A 16872-nucleotide genomic window follows, 5' to 3' on the forward strand; every position below is an offset into this window, starting at 1 on the left:
GCGATCGTTTCCGGCGTCACGGGGGCGTCAGAAAGTCGAAGTGGCCCTTGCCTGCGACAACCGGATTGCGGAGTTCGCCGATCTCGTCGATCGTCACGGTGATGCGGTCGCCCGCGTGTATCCGGAAGTCGAGATCAGGCACCAGGCCGGTCCCAGTGGCGAGAACGACCCCGTGGGGATGGTTCTCGGAGTGAAAGAGATAGGCGGTCAGCTGGGTGAACGGGCGCCGGATCTGCTTTGTGGAGGTCGTGCCATCCCAGACGACAGCGCCTTCGCGAGCAACCGTCAGGCGGATGGCGAGGTCGGAGGGCTCGACCTCCCAAGCAGGCCTGATGCCGGAGGAGAGGGCGCATGCTCCGGCGTACAGCTTGGCCTGCGGTAGGTAGAGCGGGTTTTCGCCCTCCACCGATCGTGAGCTCATGTCATTGCAGACCACGTAGCCGACGATCTGCTCGAAGCGGTTGATCACGAGAGCCAGCTCGGGCTCGGGAACGTTGAGCTCCGAGTCGGAGCGGATACCGACGGGTTCGCCGTCGACGACCACCCGCCAGGCGGGCGACTTGAAGAACAGTTCGGGACGCTCGGCGTCATAGACCAGCTCGTAGACCGATTTGAGGGTGCTTTCCTCCACCCGTGCGTCCCGGGAGCGCAGGTAGGTCACGCCTGCGGCCCACACTTCCATGGCGCCGTCCACGGGGGCGAGCAGACGCACCTCGCTGAGCGAGGAGTCGGGGACGGCGTCGGCGCACATCCGTTCGATCTCCTCAACTCTGTGGTTCAGAAGCTCGAACATTCCGGCGACCGGCAGGGTGGACAGGACGCCGTCATTCAACACTGCGATGCGTGGGCGGGAGTCGCTGACACTCCGGTATCGGACGATGTGCACTCGGGTCTTCCCCTCTGTGTTGAGGTGGTTGACGTCAGGGGGCGGAGGCCGCGGCGGCTCTCCGGCCGTGGACGACTCTGACGTTGAAAGTCGGGCCGGCCGGTCGCGCAGGTCTCCCGTGCGAGCTCTGGACAAAGCAGATGTGATCGGGGACGGTTGGATTGTAAACGTTACCGATCACGTTTGCGAAGGTGGCGAGATTCAGGTGATCGGCGCCGGGCACCGGGTGGCGATGGGCGCGGGACGGTCTTGCCGGGCGGGGGGTTCAACGCGATCGATGACGCCGGGAATGAGGTCCCAGCGGTGATTGGGGTGACTAGGTGACCACTGTGAGGCGGGAGTCAGGAGCGATTTACGCCGATCCGGCCACGCCCGTGGGGGAGCGCGTGGCGGATCTGATGGCCCGGATGACCCGGGAGGAGAAGCTCGCGCAGTTGGGGAGTGCCTGGGCGTTCTCCGTGATTGAGGGTGGCCGGTTCTCGGCGGAGCGGGCGCGGGCGGTCCTCCGGCACGGCCTGGGGCACGTGACCCGTATCGCGGGAGCCACCAGTCTGAAGGCGCATCAGGTGGCGCGGGTGGCGAACGCGATCCAGCGGTTCCTGACGACGGAGACCCGGCTGGGGATACCGGCGATCGTGCACGAGGAGGTCTGCTCCGGACTGATGGCACGGGAGGGGACCGTCTTTCCTCAGGCGATCGGTGTCGCGAGCACCTGGGAGCCGGAGCTCAACCGGCGGCTGGCGGACGCCGTTCGTACGCAGATGCGCGCGATGGGAAGCCACCAGGGGCTCTCACCGGTGCTGGACGTGGTGCGGGACCCGCGGTGGGGCCGGACGGAGGAGACCTACGGGGAGGACCCGTATCTGGTGGCCCGCATGGGTGTGGCGTTCGTCCGGGGCCTTCAAGGCGCTTCTCTGACGGAGGGCGTCATCGCGACGGCCAAGCACTTCGTCGGTTACGGGGCCTCCGAGGGCGGGTTGAACTGGGCGCCGGCGCACCTGCCACCTCGTCTGCTGCGGGAGGTGTATCTGTATCCGTTCGAGGCGGCGGTCCGCGAGGCGGGGCTCGAGTCGGTGATGGCCGGCTACCACGAGCTGGACGGGATTCCCTGCCATGCCAACCGTGAGCTTCTCGGCGATGTCCTCCGGGGGGAGTGGGGCTTCACGGGGACCGTCGTGTCGGACTACTTCGGCGTCGACGATCTACATTCGTATCACCACTTCGCGGAGGACAAGCGGCGAGCGGCGGCTCTCGCGCTCACCGCGGGCACCGATGTCGAGCTTCCGGCGACGGATGCGTACACGGACGCGCTGGCACGTGCCCTGGACGCCGGCGAGGTCGGCGAAGGGGACCTCGACGAAGCGGTCTCGCGGGTTCTCCGGCACAAGTTCGAGCTGGGCCTCTTCGAGAACCCTTACGTCGACGAGGCCGCGGTCGCGTTGACGGTGAACGTCGAGCCGCACCAGGAGGTGGCGCTCGAAATCGCCCGCCGCAGCCTCGTCCTGCTCAAGAACGACGGCATCCTGCCACTGCGGCCCAGCAGCGGAACGGTCGCTCTCATCGGGCCGAACGCCGACGACGCGCGGCACCTGCTCGGTGACTACTCCTTCGCGGCGCACATCGAGTCGTTGAAGCAGGCGCGCGAACGGCAGGGCTTGCTCGGCCAGATGATGACGGTCCCGGACGACCTTGAGTTCGAGGAGGGTTCGGACGGGCTGCCCTCGGTGCGTGACGCGCTCACGGCCCGGCTGGGGGACCGGGTGCGTTACGCGCGTGGCTGCGACGTGACCGGCACGTCGAAGGACGGTTTCGACGAGGCGGTCGCGGCCGCCGCGGCGGCCGACGTCGCGGTGCTGGTCATGGGGGACCGTTCGGGGTTGACGACCCAGGCCACCACGGGAGAGTCGCGGGACCGGTCGAGCCTGGAGCTGCCCGGTGTCCAGGAGGACCTCGTACGCGCCGTCGTCGCCACCGGCACCCCCGTGGTGGCGGTGCTCGTCGCCGGCCGGCCGGTCGGCGGCGACTTCCTGCACGAGGAATGCGCCGCGGTGCTGATGGCCTGGCTGCCCGGGCAGACCGGGGCACAGGCGATCGCCGAGGTTCTGTTCGGCGACGTGAACCCGAGCGGGAAGCTGCCGCTCTCCTACCCGCGCTCCGTGGGCCAGATACCCGTCTTCTACGGGCACAAGGTGTCCGGCGGACGGTCACACTGGCACGGCGACTACGTCGACTCGCCCGTCAGCCCGCGATACTGCTTCGGTCACGGTCTCGGGTACGCCCCGTTCGTCATCGAACAGGCCATGCTGGACCGCACCGAAGTGCCCGCCGGGGACGGCGTCACCGTGGAGGTGACCGTGGCCAACATCGGCGATCGAGCCGGCGAGGAAGTCGTCCAGCTCTACATTCGCGACCCGCAGGCGACGGTCACCCGGCCGGTGCTCGAACTGAAGAGCTTCGCCCGCGTGTCCGCCGGTGCCGGGGAGCGAACGGCCGTACGTTTCCACCTGCCCACAGGCCAGCTTGGCTTCTACGACCGAGATATGGACTACACGGTAGAAACCGGACATATCGAGGTATACGTTGGCTTCTCCTCGGACACCCACACCTTCGCGGGCACGTTCACCATCACCGGCGACGCTGACCGGCCGAAGGTCCACAAGGCCTACACGGGCACAGTCAGTGCCGGCGAACCGCCGCCGGAGACCTCACCCGCTCGGATGAGATGACGGTGTGAGGCGAGACGGGTGGCCGTGGCTCTGGGCGGGTGGCGGAGGAGCGGTACTCCGCGACCCGCCGTTCGTCATCCGCCCAACACAGGCGCCCGGCACCGGCCGTCCGCCGCCGACCGCCGGTCATTCCCCAGGTCGTCGACGCCTGTGGCGCCGTCCCTGCACCGGCCGGCCTGGGCATTCCGGTCATGTCCTTATAGGGCCCACGGCCGGGATAGTGAGAGGCCGAAAAGGTCTTGTGTTTGCATTCGTTCTCACTTACGTTAAAAGCCGGAAACGTAACCGATAACGATTGCAACCAGAGAGGGCCGCATGGTCGATGGCGGAGCTCCGGTGACGATGAGTGATGTCGCGAGGCTGGCCGGCGTCTCCGTCGCAACCGTGTCGCGGGTGGTCAACGGGCGTTACGGCGTCAGTGCCGGCACCACCGCGCAGGTCCGTACGGCCATTGAGCGGCTGGGCTACGAGTCGAGTCTGGTGGCGACGAGCCTGCGGCGCAGCCGTACCGATGTCCTGGGCCTGGTGACCCACAGCTTCCAGTCCTACACGGCCGAGGTGCTCAAGGGTGTGATGGAGGCCTTGACCCAGTCAGGCTTCGACTTGATCATCTACGCCAACAGCGACCTCTACGGGACGTATTCGGAGGGCTGGGAGCAGCGGCATCTGACCCGCCTGTCGGGCACGCTCACGGACGGATGCATCGTCGTCACGCCCTGGGGTGAGGTGCGGAGCAGCACTCCGGTCGTGGTCATCGATCCGGTGAGGGACTCGACGGCGCCGTCGGTGACGGCGGACAACCTCGCGGGTGCCATCCAGGTGGTCGAGCATCTGCTCGGCCTGGGCCATCGGCGCATCGGATTCATCGCGGGCCGTTCCAGCCTCGCGGCGGCATGGTCGCGTGAAGAGGGGTACCGTACGGCGCTGGCCGAAACGGGAGTTCCGGTCGATCCGACGTTGATCGGCAGAGGGGACTTCAATCCCGAGTCCGCGATCCCGCTGGCGCGCGCGTTGCTGGAAAGGCCGGACCGGCCGACGGCGATCTTCGCGGCGAGCGACGGGATGGCCCTGAAGGTCCTGGAGGTCGCGAAGGGGCTGGGGCTCGACGTTCCCGGCGACCTGTCGGTGGCCGGATTCGACAACATTCCGGAGTCGGCGCTGGCCGAGCCGGCGCTGACCACGGTGGACCAGTCGATGTACCGCCTCGGCCACGAGGCTGCGCGCATGCTGAAGTCGCTGGTGACCGGCGAGTGGGAGGGCCCCCGCCAAATAGTGCTCCCGACCCGATTGGTGGTCCGCGGCTCCACGGCGCCACCGAAGCACGCGACGAGACCCTGACACCCGGCCACAGGTGCACCATTCGGGTGCACCTGGCGTTCACGAATACACAACGAGCCCACGACGAACGGAGGTGCGGACACACAGAAACCGCGTTACATCACCGAGAAACTAGGTCGGCTAAGCGGCCCACCCGCTGCCGGCCATCAGAGGAGTTTCGGTATGGCGTTACCGTATCACAGCAGTATGCGTCCTACGGGCGCGCGACGGCTCTCGGCGGCGATCGCCGCCGGGGTCATGGCGATCGCGGCGGTGTCACTCGCACCGCGACCGGCTGCGGCGGACACACCCTGGCTGAGTGTTTCGGAGAACGGCTACGCGTCGTTCACCGTCCCGGCGGCCTACGTCCAGGCCAACGCGGGCCAGGTGTCGCAGGTGGTCATCGAGGGGAACTTCGGCCCCTCCTCGACCTGGGCGGAGTTCGGTCTGACCCGCCGGGGCGACGTCTGGTCGGGGGTCCTCGGCCCGCTCAAGCCGGGGCTGTACTCCTACCAGGTCACGGGCGATGACACCAAGGGCCTCAAGGACCCGACGAACGGCGCCGGCGTGGCGTCCAAGCCTCTGTGGAGCACCTTCTTCGTCGCGGGCGACTCGGCGCGCCTGCTGGCGGACGCGCCCCAGGGACAGGGGGGCAAGGTCGAGACCCTGACCTACCAGGTCAAGAAGCAGGAGCGGTCGGCTCTGGTGTGGACGCCGCCCGGCTACCAGGCCGGGGGTTCCAAAGGTCCCAAGAATTACCCGGCGCTGTTTCTCCAGTCCGGCGAGGGGCAGGCCGCCACCGACTGGCTCGACCTCGGCCGGGCCAAGCAGATCCTCGACAACCTGTCGGTCCAGGGCTCCATGGAGCCGATGGTGGTTGTGATCAGCGGCGGCGACGGGCCGGCTGACGACAAGGGGCTGAAGGACCTCCGCAAGGTGGTCGCGGACAAGTACCACGTCCTCCGCGACCCGGCGCACCAGGCGATCGCCGGTGTGTCCGAGGGCGGGACGCAGGCGCTGCGTGCCGCTCTGACCAAGCCGGGCGAGTTCGCCTACACCGGCTCGTTCTCGGGCCTGCTCACGGAGAGCGCCGGCGGGCCGGACGCGAAGGCGATCAACCGCGACCTCAAGCTGGTGCGTCTGTACACCGGGAACGTGACCGATCCCGCGTACAACGCGACCAACCGCCTGACGAAGGCGTTGGAGCGCGCCGGTGTCAGGTACGAGTTCGACGGGGTCAACCCGGACGCCGGGGGGAACTGGAACGCCTGGCAGGAGAACCTGATCGATTTCGTGCCGCGCCTGTTCCGCAAGGTGCCGGACCATGGTCCGAGCGCCGGTCACGGGCCGCTGAAGGGCGAGTTCGCCCCGCCGTCGCCCGGCACCACCCCGACGCCGTTCGTGACCAAGGACGGCTTCGTCACCTTCGAGACCACGACGGACTTCACGGACGCTCAGCACGTCACGGTGTGGGCGAACATCGCTCCCGGCGGGAGCTGGCTGCGCGTTCCGATGTCCCGTGAAGGCGACCGGTGGCGGGCGACCGTGGGCCCGCTCGCCCCGTGGTTCTACTACTACAAGTTCATCGTCGACCGGGTCTCGGTCAAGGACGCGTCGAACCCGACGAAGATCACCTCTGAGCCGACGTGGAGCACGTTCTTCGTCTCCGGGGAGAGGTCACGCCTGCTTTCGGACGTTCCAGAGGGTCAGGGCGGAAAGGTCGAGAGCCTGACGTACCAGAGCACCGTGGCGAACCAGGAGAGGACCGCCTTGGTGTGGACCCCGCCCGGCTACGACCCGAACCGCGCGGAGCCGTATCCCGTCCTCTACCTCCAGCACGGTAGCGGCCAGAACTACACGGACTGGGTCGAGATGGGCCGCGCCAAGCAGATCCTCGACCACGAGTTCCTCGACGGGGATCTGGTGCCGATGGTGGTCGTGATGGGCAACGGCAACTCGTCCAACTTCAACAAGGAGCTGCTGGAGAACATCGTCCCGGCGGCCCGTGCCCGCTACCACATCTCCAGCGACCCGTCAGGGCAGGCCCTCGCCGGCCTCTCGATGGGCGGTGGGCAGGCGATCGGCGTGCTCAAGGCCTACCCGGGGGAGTTCGCCTACGTCGCGGCGTTCTCAGCCGGGTTCGGCAGCGGCACCGGTGTCGACGTGGCGGCGATCAACAGCAAGACCAAGTTGTTCCGCGTGTACGTCGGCGACGTGACCGACTTCGTGTACCCGTCGTTCATGGCGGGACTGACCACGATGGACAGTCTCGGCGTCCACTACGAGTTCGACGGGGTCACCCCCGGGCCGCACGGCTGGGACGTGTGGCAGAAGAACCTCATCGACCTGGCTCCGCGCCTGTTCAAGCGCTAGTCGGGTCCGTCCGAGGGCTCCACCGGGAGGTGGTCCGTCTTCGGACACGGGAGCGTGCGAGCGCTCACATGAGTATCGGCAGGAGGGACGGGGCGCGGATCGTGTCGTCCGCGCCCCGTCCCGGCCGATCACTCGGCCTCAGCGGCGGCGCATGGACCCCTTGTGCGCTGTGACCCCGAAAGGGAGATATGTCAATGAAGACGAGAAGATTACTTGTCACGGCGGCCATGGTCGCCGCCGCGAGCGCGCTCGCCTCCTGCGCCCCCGACGCAGGAGGCGGCGGAACCACCGCGGGCGGAAGCGCCCCGGCCGCGAACAACGCGGGCGGGAACAACGCGAGCAACTGCACGAACAAGATCAGCAAGAAGGACCTGCCGGTCGTGACCTTCTGGGGCTGGTACCCCAACACGCAGCTCGTCGTCGACAACTTCAACAAGCAGAACAACGAGGTGCAGGTCTGCTGGACCAACGTCGGCCAGGGGGGTGACGAGTACGACAAGTTCCAGACGGCCATCTCGGCGGGCACCGGCGCCCCCGACGTGATCATGATCGAGGCGGACCGGATCCCGACCTTCCAGATCCAGAAGGGCCTCGTCGACATCAAGAAGTACGGCTATGACGCCGTCAAGGACAACTACGGCCCCGGAGCGTGGAAGGACGTCTCGATCGGTGGCGCGGTCTACGGCGTGCCGGTCGACGGCGGACCGATGGCGATGATCTACCGGAAGGACATCTTCGACAAGTACGACATCAAGCCGCCGAAGACGTGGGCCGAGTACGAGCAGGCGGCGCAGAAGGTGAAGGACGCGGGGGGCCCGCTGTTCGGCGACCTGGGCGCGAACGTGCCGGCCGTCATGATGTCGCTGCAGATCCAGAAGGGCGCGAATCCGTTCACCTACGATCCGGCGCGGCCGGAGTCGATCGGCATCAAGCTGAACGACCAGGCGTCCAAGGATGTGCTCGACTACTGGGGACGTCTCGCCAAGAAGGGCGTGGTCGGGACGCAGGACCAGTTCACGCCGGAGTACATCGCCGGTGTGGTCAACGGTAAGTACGCGACGTACATATCGGCGGCCTGGGCGCCCGGATACCTCACCGGCGCAGGCGTGGGCAAGGGCAAGGACACCGGCAAGTTCGCGGTGGCGCCGCTCCCGCAGTGGGATGCCGGCAACCCGGTGCAGGTGAACTGGGGCGGGTCGGCCTTCTCGGTGACGAGCCAGGCCAAGAACCCCGAACTCGCGGCGAAGGTGGCGTACGGCCTCTACGCCGACGAGGAGTCGCTCACCGACGGCTGGACCAACCAGATCATCTTCCCGCTGAATCTCAACGCGCTCAACAATCCCAAGTTCGTGGACCTCAAGGTGGCGTTCTTCGACGGCCAGCAGGCGAACAAGGAGGTCTACGTCCCCGCGGCGAACGCTTACAAGGGCATGACCTACGCCCCGTTCGGCCAGTACTACCTCGACGCCATGACGAAGCAGCTCAGTGCCATCATCGAGGGCTCCGCCACCGGTGCGCAGGCCGCCGACCGCCTTCAGGAGGACGTGGCGGGCTACGCCAAGGAACAAGGATTCACCGTTCAGTGACAACACGGGTGGGCCGGTCCGTCCCCGGCCGGCCCACCCGCGCCCCCCGGCATCGACTTTGCGGAGCCCCAAGATGACCCTCCTTATCGAGGAGAGTGCGGCGAGCACTCAACAGAAAGCGCACAAGGTCCGCGGCAAGGTGCGCCTCCGTGAGCACCTGATGGGGTGGCTCTTCGTCGGGCCATTCGCGATCGTTTTCCTGGCGCTTCTCATCGCGCCGCTCGCGTACGCGTTCTACCTCAGCCTCTGGCAGAAGAAGCTGATCGGCGGCACCAGCTTCGTCTTCCTCGGCAACTACGCGAAGGCGTTCACCGACCCGACCTTCCTCTCCGGGGCGTGGTTCGTCATCCGCTTCTCGCTCGTCGCCATCCCGCTGCAGATCATCATCGCGCTCGCGATGGCCCTCATCGTGGACGCCGTGACCTCGCTGTTCATCCGCTTCTCCCGCCTCATGATCTTCCTGCCCTATGCCATTCCCACGGTCATCGGGGCGGTCATGTGGGGATTCCTGTACAGCAAGAGCTTCGGGCCGCTCTCCGACGTCTTCGGGTTGTTCGGCGCCGCCGCGCCCGACTTCTTCAGCAGCAATCTGATCTTCTACGGCCTGATCAACGTCGTCACCTGGCAGTGGGCCGGCTACTACATGATCATTTTGTATGCGGCGCTCCAGGGAATCGACCCGACACTTTACGAGGCCGCCCGTATGGACGGCGCCGGTAAATGGCAGGTCGCGCTTCGGATCAAAATCCCGCTGATCGCTCCCGCGCTGCTGCTGATCCTGGTCTTCTCACTCATCGGCACCCTGCAGTTCTTCAACGAACCACAGATTCTGCGGTACCTCGCGGCCGGCACGATCTCACCGGGATTCACGCCCAACATGTACGCCTACCAGCAGGCGTTCGGGCTCGCGAACTTCAACTACGGATCGGCGATCTCCTTCGCCCTCGGCGGGATCGTGTTCGTCTGCGTCTACGCCTTCCTTTTCTTCACCCGTAAGCGGAGGAGTTTCTTCTGATGACCGGCAGCGCCGGCGCACGCCGCCGTCCCCAGCGCCACCTCCCCCTGCAGATTCTTGTCGGCTTCCTGGTCGTGTACTTCCTCGTGCCGTTCTGGTGGGTCATCGTCAACGGTTCCAAAGACGCCCCCGGCCTGTTCAGCGGCAGCAACACCCTGTGGTTCGCCGATCGGGTCGACTACTTCGGGAACCTGGAGCGACTGTTCACCTACGACGGCGGCATCTACGGCAGGTGGATTCTCAACTCCACGTTGTACGCGTTCGCAGGCGGAATCGGCGCCACGATCCTGGCCGTCATGGCCGGCTACGGATTCGCCAAATACCGGTTCGCAGGCAGACGCTTCAGCTTCTCGATCCTGCTCGGCGCGTTGATGGTGCCCGCGACCGCCCTGGTGATCCCCACCTTCATGATGTTCTCCGGGCTCGGCCTGACGAACACCATCTGGGCGGTGATCCTCCCGTCGCTGCTCAACCCGTTCGGGGTGTACCTCATGCACGTGTACGCGCGCGACGCGGTACCCGACGAGATCCTGGACGCGGCGCGGGTCGACGGCGCGGGTGAAATGCGGACGTTCCTCCAGGTCGCGTTCCCGTTGATGCGGCCCGCGGTGGTCACGGTGCTGCTCCTGTCCGCCGTGGCGTCCTGGAACAACTACTTCCTGCCTCTCGCCATGCTCTCCGACAACCGCCTGTTCCCCGTCACCGTCGGCCTCGGCCTCTGGCAGGGAATCGCCTCGGCGAACAACTCGGGCAGCACCTCCCTCTGGAGCCTCATCATTCTGGGCGCGCTCGTGTCGGTGATCCCGCTCGTCATCGCCTTCTTCACCCTCCAACGGCACTGGCGCGGCGGACTGTCCGTCGGAGGCCTGAGGTAGCCGCGGCCGATCGTCGAGCAGTCAGTCAAGATGGACAGAGAGGTGTGCCGATGTCGATGACGAATCGCCCGCTACGCAGCCGGCAGTGGTTCGGAGCGGAGGGCCGCAACGGGTTCATCCACCGATCGTGGATGCGCAACCAGGGGTTCGCGGACGACGTCTTCGACGGCCGGCCGGTGATCGGCATCGCCACGACGTGGTCGGAGCTGACGCCGTGCAACGCCCACCTGCACGACCTGGCCGAGTCGGTGAAGCGCGGCGTGTGGGAGAGCGGTGGCCTGCCGCTGGAGTTTCCGGCGATGAGTTTGGGGGAGCCGCTGATGCGGCCGACGACCATGCTCTACCGCAATCTGCTGGCGATGGAGGCGGAGGAGCTGATCCGGGCCAACCCGCTCGACGGGGTGGTGCTGCTTTCCGGCTGCGACAAGACCACGCCCGGGCTGCTCATGGGGGCGGCCAGTGTCGACCTGCCCACTTTGATGGTCACCGGCGGCCCGATGCTGAACGGCAAGTTCCGCGGCCGGGACATCGGCTCGGGCACCGACGTGTGGCGTTTCACCGAGGAGCTGCGCGCGGGCCGGATGACCGCGGCGGACTGCGCCGAGGCGGAAGTCTGCATGTCCCGCAGCCGCGGGCACTGCATGACCATGGGGACCGCCTCCACGATGGCCTGCGTGACCGAGGCGCTCGGCGTCCAGCTGCCAGGGGCCGCCGCCGTGCCCGCGGTCGACTCCCGCCGGTACGCGCTCGCGCACGCCGCCGGGCGCCGGATCGTGGCCATGGTCGAAGAGGACCAGCGGCTGTCCACGGTGCTCACCCGGGAGGCCTTCGAGAACGCCATCCGGGTGAACGCCGCGATCGGCGGCTCCACCAACGCCGTGGTGCACCTGCTCGCGATCGCCGGGCGCCTCGGCGTCCCCCTGTCGCTGGAGGACTTCGACACGCTCACCGCCGATGTGCCCATGCTGGTGAACCTGATGCCCTCCGGGACGTACCTGATGGAGGACTTCGCGTACGCGGGCGGACTCCCGGCGGTGATGAAGGAGATCGCTTCCCTGCTGCACCTGGGCCCTGTCACCGTCAGCGGGAAGAGCGTGGCCGACAACATCAGCGGTGCCCAGTGCTGGAACCGGGAGGTCATCGGCACGATGGAGGAGCCGTTCCAGCCCGCCGGGTCGGGGACCGTCGTGCTGCGCGGGTCGCTCGCGCCGTCCGGGGCCGTGCTGAAGGTCTCCGCCGCCTCGCCCCATCTGCTGCGGCACACCGGACCGGCGCTCGTGTTCGACCGGATCGAGGACTATGCCGCCGTGGCCGACGACCCGGATCTCGACGTCACCCCCGACACGGTCATCGTGGTGCGGAACGCCGGACCACGCGGTTATCCCGGGTTTCCCGAGGTGGGGAACGTGCCCATGCCGCGGCGACTGCTCACCGAGGGGATCACCGACATGGTGCGAATCTCCGATGCCCGGATGAGCGGGACCGGCTACGGCACCTGCGTCCTGCACGTGGCCCCCGAGGCGTCGGTGGGCGGCCCCCTCGCACTCGCGCGTACCGGCGATGTGATCCGGCTCGACGTCCCGACACGGCGTCTGGACCTGCTGGTCGACGACGCGGAACTCGAGCGCCGTCGCGCCGCCTGGCAGCCCCCGCGACCGGCCGCAGACCGGGGCTGGGTACGTCTGTACAGCGAGCACGTCCTTCAGGCCGACAGAGGCGCGGACCTGGACTTCCTCGTCGGTGGCAGCGGCAGCGCCCCGCCACGTCACTCACACTGACCCACCAATGGCATGACGATCAGGGGAGACGCGGCCAGAGTTCCAGCCATTGATCAAGCTGCGTTCTCAGTGGTTCGCCGGTCACACGGTCGGCGATCGTCCTCATCGACCCGAGCAGGTTCTTGCAGGTACGCAGAGCCAGTGAGCTGGTACGCGGCTGTCCACTGGTTGCGTACGTCGCCGGCCGCGGCCTCTCCGTCCGCCATCCCCATTCAGCTTCGGCCTGCCGAGTCGACGCGAGCGCGTTCGTCGCTGCGCTCATTCAGACGGCTTGTCAGACACTCCCGATGGGCGACGATGGCGTGGCTGCCGGGGCCATCGGCGCTCCTGACGTCCATGACCACCCCATCGCCTCCCGGGCTCAGGATCGTGGGCGTACCGCAGATGTCGCACGGCCACCGAAAGCTGTCCAAGTCCCGGGCGCGGATGGTCAATCGCACCCATGCCGGTGGATGCCAACGGCGGATTTCCTGAACCACCGCATCGATTGTCGACGCTTGGGGTCTGCTCGGATTCCCGGGGCGACGGTGGGCGGGGCGGCCAGGCCTCTACCTCCGCCGGTTTCGGCCAGTCACGAGTAGCGGGCCATCACCCCAGAGCCGGAGCGCCTCCGCTGGAGGCACTGCCCTTACTGCCGCTGTTCGGCCGGGCCAGCCAGGAGCGGATGAGCTCGGTGGCGAGCCAGTGACCGCGATCTTCTGCCATCTGGAGGGGAGTTCCATAACGGTGGGATGCGGCCGAGGGGTTCGCGCCACGGGCAAGAAGGTACGCCGTCACATCCACATGTAAGGGCTCGCCGGTCTGTTGGTGTCCGTCGATCTCCACGTCTATGGAGTGGTGCAGCAGGCTCCATCCCTGTGTGTCGGAGTCTTGAACGTCGTGGCCGTTGTCGAGCAGGTCGCGAAGCGTCGGGAGGTCCTCGTGCTCGACCGCGTGATGGGCAGGGCTCCACTCCATGCGCGGAGTGTGCCAGACGCCACCGGGGTGGCCCGAGTTGCCGGCCTCATGGACCTGATGGCCTGGATGGGGCACGACACGTCCGGGCGGCATGATCTACCAGCACGCCGTACGCGGTGCCGGCAGAACCGTCACGTACGTGATCGGCAAGGACGGGGACCGACGCCAGGGGCAAGAGCGAATCGCCGGTGTCCTGGTCCCGGCGGGCTGATTGCACGGGAGATTAACGTGACCTTGAAAACAATCAAGGCCCGCGTCCGATTGACGCCCTGACCTGGGCCTTAGCCGCTAAGAGCGGGTGACGGGAATCGAACCCGCGCTGTCGGCTTGGGAAGTCTCCAACGCACCTGGGCGCCGGCCGAGTCGGAGGATCCTTGGCCTCTGCCCTCGCCGGCAGCGGGTCAGTTGGCCGGAAACCGTTGCAGGGGAGACTTGTCCCCGACGAGCCACAGATGGCCGAACGGGTCGATGAAGCCTCCTTGCCGGTGAATGCCCCATGGCGCCCGATGGTCGCGGATCTCGTCGATGCTGCCGTCCGCGCCGGCTGCCACGGCACGCTCGATGAATTCGTCGGGGTCGTCGGTGAAGACCTCGACTCGCACGGTCCTGGTGCCGGCCACGGCCGGGGCGTCCCAGCCGTTGTTCTCCGGCTGGCCCACGAAAACCGGGGCACCGGCGATGCTCAGCCCGGCGACGCCGCCAAGGTTCCACAGCTCCGTCGCGCCGAGTGCACGCTTGTACCAGTCGACAGCGGCAGGTGCGTCCTGGACCGCGAGCATGAGCGAAATATGCACATTCGGTGTCATTTCAGCCCTCCCCGGCCGCCGAGCGCGCCAACGTGTCACCTGACGCCTGGATATGGTTCGGCGGGTTCAAAAGGCATCATCCCGCGCTCAGGGCTTCGGCGTAGCCGATTCGCGCTCAATCAAGGCCGACTTCGGCAAGATCATGATGGTTCGCGCGTACACCATGTCATGGGGGATCCCGCCGTGGTGCAAACCACCGTCAACCCTCCGCCCGGCCTTGCTTCATCTATCGATATTCGATAGATTATGATCGCGAATCGATGAAAGGTGAGCCATGGGAAAGCTGGCAGTGCGCGCGCTTCGCGCCGTGCTCGTGGTGGTGCTCGCCGGCACCGCGTTCATACAGGCGGGAATGGTGTGGGCATTGGCCGCCGACCCGGAGGACGGGCCGCTCCCGCTGACCCCGCTGCGCGTGATCACGATCCTCGGCATGGCGTCGGTCCAGGTCGCTGTGGTGTGCGTATTGCGGCTGGTGACGATGGTGCGACGTGGAACCGTGTTTTCCCACGCCGCCTTCCGGTACGTGGACCTCGTGATCGGTGCGATCGTGGCGGCTGCCCTCCTGTGGTTCGCGGTCACGGTCCTCAACGCGCCGGGCCAGCGGGCCGACCCGGGCGTCACCGTCATCATGGGCGGGGTTGGCGTGGGCATCCTCGGGGTCGCGCTCATCGTGTACGTGCTGCGGATGCTGCTCGCCCAGGCCGTCGCGCGCGACGTCGAAGCGGCGCAGATGCAGGCCGAGCTGGACGAGGTGATCTGATGCCGATCGCCGTCGACATCGATGTGATGCTCGCCAAGCGCAAGATGTCCGTGGGAGAGCTCGCGGACCGCGTGGGGATCACGCCCGCCAACCTGGCGGTACTCAAGAACGGCCGCGCCAAGGCGGTGCGCTTCACGACTCTCGCCGCGCTCTGCGAGGTGCTTCAGTGCCAGCCGGGCGACCTGCTGCGCTGGGAGGCCGGGGACGCGGCGGCCGGATGACGCGCCCAGGGCGGGCGTGAAAACGTTTGGCACCACCGGTGGATCGCCCAGATCGAGAAGGCGCCATAAATGAACAACGCCCAGGTCGGAAACACTTCCTGCACCCGTGGTGAGCCGTAGCTGCCGCGCGTTTCGGCGTAGATCCGGTGAATCGTCCTCGTCAGTTCTTTGTCAAGGGTGACCTCAGGCCAGGTGCCCGGAGAACGGGGGAAGCTCACCGTGCTGGTCGCCGGTCCTTCGGCTGTTCGGGCCCGTTCATCTCAGTTCATGATCGCCCGCGTGGGTAGCTCCGAAGGCGGCTCCCAGAAGGCCTGGCGGATCACCTGCTTGCGAAGACGCACGCCGATCATGCTCGACTTCGAAGACGTGGCCGGCCGAGGCCCTGGGCGGACTCGTCAGATAAGTAGCAGGGTCTTCCCCACGGCGGTACGGTTCTCGATCGCGGCGTGCGCGCGCGCGTTCCAACGGAAAGGTCTGCCCGATGACCGGCCGGACGAGCCCCGCGACGGCCTGCGACATCACCTGCTCCGCCCACCGCACCACGTTCGGCCCGAAATCGAAGAGCTGCTCGATGGCCCAACCCTTCTCAGGTCAGGTCTCCCCGGTACGAGAGGAGAGCCACTTCGGCGGTCCTCCGAAGCCGGAGCGCCCTCGCCGGAGGCGGGTTATTGATCGATCAGGTTCCCTAGGAGCGCACCTTGACCTGACTGCAGTACGTGTCCGTGTTCGAGCGGAATCCAGAAGCACTCGAAGCGGATAGGCTTTCCGATCCCATCCTGGTCCTCTTCGCTCGTCCACCGGTCGGGGGTCTCCTGGTGGAGAGCGAGTTGGAAGAAGTGCCGGCGTTGAATCTCGGGGCGGTACGGAGTGATGTCGTAGTGAGCTACTCCGAGCTTACGAACGACAGTGAAGGCTGTGAGGCCGGTTTCCTCTCGTGCTTCGCGTAGTGCGGCGTCTCGGGGGTCCTCTCCGGGTTTGACCGTACCCGCGGGTACTTGTATTCCGACTTCTTCGTAGCTGTAGTCCAAATGGCGGAAGACGAGGAGCTGCCCGTCTCGGACGATGTAGCACAGCGCTTTTTCACGGGTGGTCTTGTCCCGCATGGCCCCTCCTTCCTCTGGATGTGCGGAGGCGCTGTAGTCCGGTGGCTTGAGTCAACGCGAGGCGGAATAGGGTGTGGGCCAGGATACTTCGCCGGCCTCCCATCGCCGTCGGCGGCGCGGCGGCTGGGGGGACGACCAGTGCTGGACCCTGGCCCGGATCGCCGAGATGATTCAGCGCCTGTTCCGCGTGAGCTACACCGTGGGCGGGGTCTGCTACCTGCTGCATCGTCTGGGCTGGAGCTGGCAGGCAGCCGTAGGCGATCGGTTCTTCCTCCAGGGCCTGCTCGCGAAGCGACGCCGCAGGCGCCCTTGACACGGCGGGAACGGCCGGGACACTTGGGCAGCGAGGAGGACGGGCTACCAAGTTGAACTCGAGGCCCCCGTCGGAGGCAGAAGCGGCAAGGAAGAGCAACCCGCGTCGCGTCAGAATGCCTCAAGAGCCCTCTCCAAAGTGATCTGCGGCCCTGAG

At 67.0% G+C, this 16872-nt stretch carries 14 protein-coding genes; 10 read left to right on the top strand and 4 right to left on the bottom strand.

Annotated features, from left to right (window positions below; translation table 11 throughout):
- Positions 1-16 precede the first annotated feature (16 nt).
- Positions 17-886, bottom strand: a complete 870-nt coding sequence (locus AB0B72_RS09405; RefSeq protein WP_367738124.1) for a fumarylacetoacetate hydrolase family protein — start codon at positions 884-886, stop codon at positions 17-19.
- Positions 887-1206: 320 nt separating this feature from the next.
- Here AB0B72_RS09405 and AB0B72_RS09410 point away from each other — a divergent pair, with 320 nt between their 5' ends.
- The 7 genes from AB0B72_RS09410 to AB0B72_RS09440 all read left to right on the top strand — a co-directional run bounded on the left by AB0B72_RS09410 (position 1207) and on the right by AB0B72_RS09440 (position 12556).
- Positions 1207-3612, top strand: coding sequence for a glycoside hydrolase family 3 N-terminal domain-containing protein (locus AB0B72_RS09410; protein ID WP_367738125.1), 2406 nt, complete (start codon positions 1207-1209; stop codon positions 3610-3612).
- A 342-nt stretch (positions 3613-3954) separates the two neighbouring features.
- Positions 3955-4950 carry a LacI family DNA-binding transcriptional regulator gene (locus tag AB0B72_RS09415; RefSeq protein WP_367738126.1) on the top strand — a complete coding sequence of 332 codons (996 nt, stop codon included), beginning with the start codon at positions 3955-3957 and terminating at the stop codon, positions 4948-4950.
- A 186-nt stretch (positions 4951-5136) separates the two neighbouring features.
- The gene (locus AB0B72_RS09420) at positions 5137-7302 is read left to right on the top strand and encodes an alpha/beta hydrolase (RefSeq protein ID WP_367738127.1); all 2166 of its coding nucleotides are present in this window, start codon (positions 5137-5139) and stop codon (positions 7300-7302) included.
- Positions 7303-7496: 194 nt separating this feature from the next.
- Complete coding sequence (locus tag AB0B72_RS09425) at positions 7497-8888, top strand: extracellular solute-binding protein (RefSeq protein WP_367738128.1); 1392 nt, start codon at positions 7497-7499, stop codon at positions 8886-8888.
- A 73-nt stretch (positions 8889-8961) separates the two neighbouring features.
- The gene (locus AB0B72_RS09430; protein WP_367738129.1) at positions 8962-9903 is read left to right on the top strand and encodes a carbohydrate ABC transporter permease; all 942 of its coding nucleotides are present in this window, start codon (positions 8962-8964) and stop codon (positions 9901-9903) included.
- Positions 9903-10778: a carbohydrate ABC transporter permease gene (locus AB0B72_RS09435; RefSeq protein WP_367738130.1), complete on the top strand. Its 876-nt coding sequence runs from the start codon at positions 9903-9905 to the stop codon at positions 10776-10778. The genes AB0B72_RS09430 and AB0B72_RS09435 overlap by 1 nt, the downstream gene beginning before the upstream one ends.
- A gap of 50 nt (positions 10779-10828) precedes the next feature.
- Positions 10829-12556, top strand: coding sequence for an IlvD/Edd family dehydratase (locus AB0B72_RS09440; protein WP_367738131.1), 1728 nt, complete (start codon positions 10829-10831; stop codon positions 12554-12556).
- Between the two features lie 588 nt (positions 12557-13144).
- Here the strand turns inward: AB0B72_RS09440 and AB0B72_RS09445 are convergent.
- The gene (locus tag AB0B72_RS09445) at positions 13145-13513 is read right to left on the bottom strand and encodes an ankyrin repeat domain-containing protein (protein ID WP_367738132.1); all 369 of its coding nucleotides are present in this window, start codon (positions 13511-13513) and stop codon (positions 13145-13147) included.
- A 401-nt stretch (positions 13514-13914) separates the two neighbouring features.
- Positions 13915-14292, bottom strand: a complete 378-nt coding sequence (locus tag AB0B72_RS09450; RefSeq protein WP_367738133.1) for a VOC family protein — start codon at positions 14290-14292, stop codon at positions 13915-13917.
- A 301-nt stretch (positions 14293-14593) separates the two neighbouring features.
- Here AB0B72_RS09450 and AB0B72_RS09455 point away from each other — a divergent pair, with 301 nt between their 5' ends.
- Positions 14594-15079 (top strand): DUF2975 domain-containing protein, encoded by a 486-nt coding sequence (locus tag AB0B72_RS09455; RefSeq protein ID WP_367738134.1) that lies wholly within the window; start codon positions 14594-14596, stop codon positions 15077-15079.
- Complete coding sequence (locus tag AB0B72_RS09460) at positions 15079-15300, top strand: helix-turn-helix domain-containing protein (RefSeq protein ID WP_367738135.1); 222 nt, start codon at positions 15079-15081, stop codon at positions 15298-15300. The genes AB0B72_RS09455 and AB0B72_RS09460 overlap by 1 nt, the downstream gene beginning before the upstream one ends.
- A 665-nt stretch (positions 15301-15965) precedes the next feature.
- Here the strand turns inward: AB0B72_RS09460 and AB0B72_RS09465 are convergent.
- Complete coding sequence (locus AB0B72_RS09465) at positions 15966-16403, bottom strand: NUDIX domain-containing protein (RefSeq protein ID WP_367738136.1); 438 nt, start codon at positions 16401-16403, stop codon at positions 15966-15968.
- 73 nt (positions 16404-16476) lie between these two features.
- Between AB0B72_RS09465 and AB0B72_RS09470 the strand changes: the two genes are divergently transcribed.
- Positions 16477-16716, top strand: coding sequence for a winged helix-turn-helix domain-containing protein (locus tag AB0B72_RS09470; RefSeq protein WP_367738137.1), 240 nt, complete (start codon positions 16477-16479; stop codon positions 16714-16716).
- Positions 16717-16872: the final 156 nt, after the last annotated feature.

The organism is Microbispora sp. NPDC049125 (genome assembly GCF_040802045.1).
Classification (GTDB): domain Bacteria; phylum Actinomycetota; class Actinomycetes; order Streptosporangiales; family Streptosporangiaceae; genus Microbispora.

Bases quoted from the DNA above. Each gene is read 5' to 3' on its own strand.
- AB0B72_RS09415 (WP_367738126.1), top strand. From the start codon at position 3,955: ATGAGTGATGTCGCGAGGCTGGCCGGCGTCTCCGTCGCAACCGTGTCG.
- AB0B72_RS09420 (WP_367738127.1), top strand. From the start codon at position 5,137: ATGCGTCCTACGGGCGCGCGACGGCTCTCGGCGGCGATCGCCGCCGGG.
- AB0B72_RS09425 (WP_367738128.1), top strand. From the start codon at position 7,497: ATGAAGACGAGAAGATTACTTGTCACGGCGGCCATGGTCGCCGCCGCG.
- AB0B72_RS09430 (WP_367738129.1), top strand. From the start codon at position 8,962: ATGACCCTCCTTATCGAGGAGAGTGCGGCGAGCACTCAACAGAAAGCG.
- AB0B72_RS09435 (WP_367738130.1), top strand. From the start codon at position 9,903: ATGACCGGCAGCGCCGGCGCACGCCGCCGTCCCCAGCGCCACCTCCCC.
- AB0B72_RS09440 (WP_367738131.1), top strand. From the start codon at position 10,829: ATGTCGATGACGAATCGCCCGCTACGCAGCCGGCAGTGGTTCGGAGCG.
- AB0B72_RS09445 (WP_367738132.1), bottom strand. From the start codon at position 13,513: ATGGAGTGGAGCCCTGCCCATCACGCGGTCGAGCACGAGGACCTCCCG.
- AB0B72_RS09450 (WP_367738133.1), bottom strand. From the start codon at position 14,292: ATGCTCGCGGTCCAGGACGCACCTGCCGCTGTCGACTGGTACAAGCGT.
- AB0B72_RS09455 (WP_367738134.1), top strand. From the start codon at position 14,594: ATGGGAAAGCTGGCAGTGCGCGCGCTTCGCGCCGTGCTCGTGGTGGTG.
- AB0B72_RS09460 (WP_367738135.1), top strand. From the start codon at position 15,079: ATGCCGATCGCCGTCGACATCGATGTGATGCTCGCCAAGCGCAAGATG.
- AB0B72_RS09465 (WP_367738136.1), bottom strand. From the start codon at position 16,403: ATGCGGGACAAGACCACCCGTGAAAAAGCGCTGTGCTACATCGTCCGA.